1 protein-coding gene and 1 pseudogene are annotated in these 2,479 nt (G+C 62.6%); both read right to left on the bottom strand.

The features are described 5' to 3' along the window. Window positions 1-2 precede the first annotated feature (2 nt). Window positions 3-866, bottom strand: coding sequence for an IS21-like element helper ATPase IstB (gene istB / locus JQ616_RS39165; protein WP_212023525.1), 864 nt, complete (start codon window positions 864-866; stop codon window positions 3-5). Next, window positions 763-2,365 (bottom strand): annotated as a pseudogene (istA, locus tag JQ616_RS39160) (IS21 family transposase). The gene istB and the pseudogene istA overlap by 104 nt, the downstream one beginning before the upstream one ends. Window positions 2,366-2,479 lie beyond the last annotated feature (114 nt).

Below are 2,479 nucleotides of genomic sequence, written 5' to 3'. Positions count from 1 at the left end.
TGTCAATCGGCTTGCAAATTTGACCCCTCATCGGCGTCCAATTTTGACCCCTTCGAGCGGCGGGGTTTGGCGGTAGCGCTCGTCTCGTCGGAGCTGGTCGGGATAGCGGAGGCGAGACGAGCGCGGGTGATGTGATCGTCGTCTCGGCTTTTGAATCGCCAACTGTCGTTGCCGGTCTCGACGATGTCGCAGTGGTGGGTCAGCCGATCGAGCAGCGCGGTGGTCATCTTGGCATCGCCGAACACGCTCGGCCATTCGCCGAAGGCGAGATTGGTGGTGACGATGACGGAGGCGCGTTCGTAGAGGCGGCTGACGAGATGGAACAAAAGCTGGCCGCCGGACTGGGCGAAGGGCAGATATCCGAGTTCGTCCAGGACGATGAAGTCCATCCGGGTCAGATGCTCGGCAAGCCGGCCCTGCCGTCCGCTGCGGGTCTCGGTCTCGAGGCGGTTGACGAGGTCGACCACATTGTAGAAGCGGCCACGGGCACCTGATCTGATGCAGCTCCTGGCGATTGCAATGGCCAGGTGGGTTTTGCCAGTGCCGGTGCCGCCGACCAGGACGACGTTGCGTTGCTGAGCGATGAAGCCACCGTCAGCAAGATCATTGACGAGCGTCTGGTTGATCGGCGTTCCGTCGAACTGGAAGTCGGCGATATCCTTGGCGAGCGGCAGTTTGGCGATGGTGAGCTGGTACTTGATCGACCGGGCCTGCTTCTCGTTGATCTCGGCGTTGAGCAGGTCTCCGACAATGCGCTGAGGTTCATGCTGGCGCTTGACGGCAGTTGCCATGATCTCGTCGAAGGCAGCCTTCATGCCGTACAGCTTGAGTTCGCCCATGAGGTCGAAGATTTGAGTTCGTTCCATCAGATGGTCCTCCGGAGGTTGTCGTAGCGGGCACAATCGGCGATCGGCGCATGGCGGAGCGTCAGTGCGGCCGGCGTCATGATGTTGGCCGGAGGAGCGGGTTCGCGTTGCCTGGCCAGGATGTTGAGTACGACGTCGGCGGAGTGGACGCCGTGGCCGATCGCTTCGGTACAGGCGGCTTCCACCGCCGGCAGACCATCGGTCAGCACCGCGTTGAGGATGTCGACCATCTGCCGATTGCCATCGTCGGTGCTGGCAAGCTTGCGCCTGATCCGCTCAATCGCGGCCGGCAGCACCCAGTCCTTGAAGGGAGCGCCATTGCGCAAGGCGCCGGGTTTGCGGGCGAGCACCGGCACATAGTGCCAGGGATCGTAGGTCGTCTCACCGCGGCCAAAGGATCGCGGGTGCTCGGCAACGATGCGCCCATCCTGACGGATCACGATGCGATCGGCATAGGCCTGGACCTCGACCGGTTGTCCGACTGCGCTGGCTGCGACCGAGTACTTGTTGTTGTCGAAGCGCACCAGGCAGGTCTTCGAGACCGATGCCGTCACCGCATGGAAGCCGTCGAAGCGGCCGGCATAGGGAACGAGCTTGGGTCGTTCGGCTTCGAACACCTCCCAGATCGTCTGGTCGGCCAGCTCCGGATGGCGATGTGCCTTGGCGTAGGCGATGCATTTGTCGAGCAGCCAGGCGTTCAGCTCGTCGAGGTTTTTGAACCGCAGCCGCGGCGTGAAGAAGCGTTCCCTGACCAGCCCGACCTGGTTCTCGACCTGGCCTTTCTCCCAGCCCGACGCTGGCGTGCAGGCAACCGGATCGACCAGGTAATGGCTGCACATCTGCATGAAGCGGCGATTGTAGAGGCGTCCTTTGCCGACGAAGATCGTCTCCACCGCGGTCTTCATGTTGTCGTAGATGCCGCGGCTGCAGGTGCCCTTGAACAGGGCAAACGCCCGGTCGTGGGCGTCGAACACCATCTCCTGCGTCTCCCGCGGATAGGCCCGCACGAACAGCATGCGGCTGTGGCAGAGCCGGACGTGGGCGACCTTCACCATCACCGTGGTGCCGCTCAACAGCACCACCTCGTGGCTCCAGTCGAACTGGTAGGCTTCGCCTGGCGCAAAGCTCAGCGGAACGTAGGCCGCCGCTGTCGATTGGCCGCGCTCCTTGCTCCACTGCCGGGCGTAACGCCGTACAGCATCGTAACCGCCGTCATAACCTCGGCCGCGCAGTTCCTCGAAGATCCGGATCAACGTCAGCTGTTCACGTGCGGATTTGACCGCGTTCGCCGACAGCAACCCATCGAGCTCCGATGCCCATCGCCCCAGCTTTGGCCGCGGCTGCACCGACCGCTCATACTCGAACGAGGTCTCTCCCGACCTCAGCACCTTCCGGACCGTGTTCCGAGACACCTTCAGGTCGCGGGCGATCTCCTTGATCGTCTTGCCCTTGATGAAGTGCTCGCGCCGTATCCGCGCAATCGTCTCCACGACCAGCATCCCCGACCACCTGCTTCATTCCAAAGCAGGCAGCGCAACAGACCTATCTGTAGGGGGTCAATTTTGGACGCCGATCCCCCGGCTTAGGGGGTCAATATTGCAAGCCGAATGACA

Origin of the sequence: Bradyrhizobium tropiciagri (genome assembly GCF_018130545.1) — a bacterium.
Classification (GTDB): domain Bacteria; phylum Pseudomonadota; class Alphaproteobacteria; order Rhizobiales; family Xanthobacteraceae; genus Bradyrhizobium; species Bradyrhizobium tropiciagri_A.
The sequence above is the reverse complement of the archived record's forward strand: the minus strand, read 5'-3'. Positions and strand labels throughout refer to the sequence as shown.

Bases quoted from the DNA above. Each gene is read 5' to 3' on its own strand.
- istB (WP_212023525.1), bottom strand. From the start codon at position 866: ATGGAACGAACTCAAATCTTCGACCTCATGGGCGAACTCAAGCTGTAC.